This window comes from Photorhabdus stackebrandtii (genome assembly GCF_011189495.1).
Taxonomy (GTDB): Bacteria; Pseudomonadota; Gammaproteobacteria; order Enterobacterales; family Enterobacteriaceae; genus Photorhabdus; species Photorhabdus khanii.
This window is the reverse complement of record NZ_PUJV01000107.1, coordinates 1-1,511: the sequence shown is the minus strand read 5'-3', so window position 1 is coordinate 1,511 and position 1,511 is coordinate 1. Positions and strand designations below refer to the sequence as shown.

The 1,511-nt window shown below is 58.0% G+C and carries 1 protein-coding gene; it reads right to left on the bottom strand.

Annotated elements, in window-relative coordinates:
* A partial coding sequence (locus tag C5470_RS21760; RefSeq protein WP_242688273.1) for a condensation domain-containing protein occupies positions 1-1,511 on the bottom strand: 1,511 nt, incomplete at both ends.

Genomic DNA, 1,511 nt, shown 5'->3' with positions numbered 1-1,511 from the left:
AACGACCAGTGCCCAACCCGCATGGAACAACGCCGCGGGGCTGGTGCCCAGCCTGCGGGCCGTTTCACGGAGGGCGCGTGATAAGCCGGCATTAAGGGGCTGTTGAGCTTCTGCCGTATGTTCGCCCTCTTCCTGAACGCTAATCAGGCCAAAAGGGGCCGTCACTTCATCGAGATCCGCCAGATAGTCCGGGAAGAAGGTTTCTGCGGCCTGAATATGGCTTTCCTGACGGGCATAAGCCACAAAGTTGCGATAAGGCACCGATGGCGGTAAATCAGCACTTTTGCCCAGTAAGAATGCCGCCGTTTCCGTGAGAACCTGCCGTAATGAGAGGTTATCATCGATAATATGATGAAATTGGAGCAAGACGTACAGCTTGGCTGAATGTGGGTCAGCGGCAGTTTGTAAGCGTATCAGCGGCGCCTGAGATAAATCCATAGGCAGGTGTGACAACCCCATGCGGGCTTGCAGACTGACAGTCACGTCATCACTGTCCTTCAGGATCAGGCGATGAACAGGCAATGGAGCGTATCGGTGCACAACCTGAACCGGCTGGGACAATCCGGTCCAGTGGATGGCGGTGCGCAGGATATCGTGCCGGTCAATGACCGCTTGTAATGCAGCCGTGAATGCATCAAGGTCTGCCTGCCTGTCGATACATAACAGCGACGAGATAACATAGGGATCTTTGGCCGGATTCAGCAAATGATGGAACAGGATACCTTCCTGCAATGGAGCCAGGGGATAGATGTCCTGCACATTGGCCGCTCCGCCGGAAGTCCGGTTAACGATGGTGTCGATTTCCGTCTGGGACAGGGTGACCAGCGGTAGCATTTCAGGGGTGAGCACAGTACTGCCATCAGGAATACGGTTGGGCGGCACGACAAAGGCCGGGACATCACCCGGGGATATTTGAATCGCCCGGGCCAGATCGGCCAGGATCGGTGCGGTGAATACCGTACGGACGTCCAGTTCCCAGCCCCGCTGGCGCAGCCGTTCGATCACACTGACCACCAGCAGCGAGTGGCCGCCGAGTTCGAAGAAGTGATCATAGCGCCCGACACGCGCCAATCCCAGCAAGTCTTGCCAGATCTGCGCCAGTCCCGTTTCAACCTCACCCTGCGCAGGCGCATAACCCCGTGACACAATGGCCGACTGTTCGGGGGCAGGCAGCGCCTTGCGGTCCAACTTACCGTTCGGGGTCAGCGGGAAGGCCTCCAGCATCACAAAGGCACTGGGCAGCATATAGTCGGCCAGATGTGGCACCAGTTGCTGACGTAAATCCGCCGGCACCAGTGCAACACCGGATTGCGGCCGGACATAAGCCACCAGACGTTTGTCACCGGGGATATCTTCACGGGCGATAACGGTCGCTTCCTCCACTCCCGGACACTGGATCAGGCGCGCTTCAATTTCCCCCAGTTCAATACGGAAGCCGCGCAGCTTGACCTGAAAGTCGTTACGGCCCAGGTATTCGATACGGCCGTCGGACAGCCAGCGGCCGAGGTCAC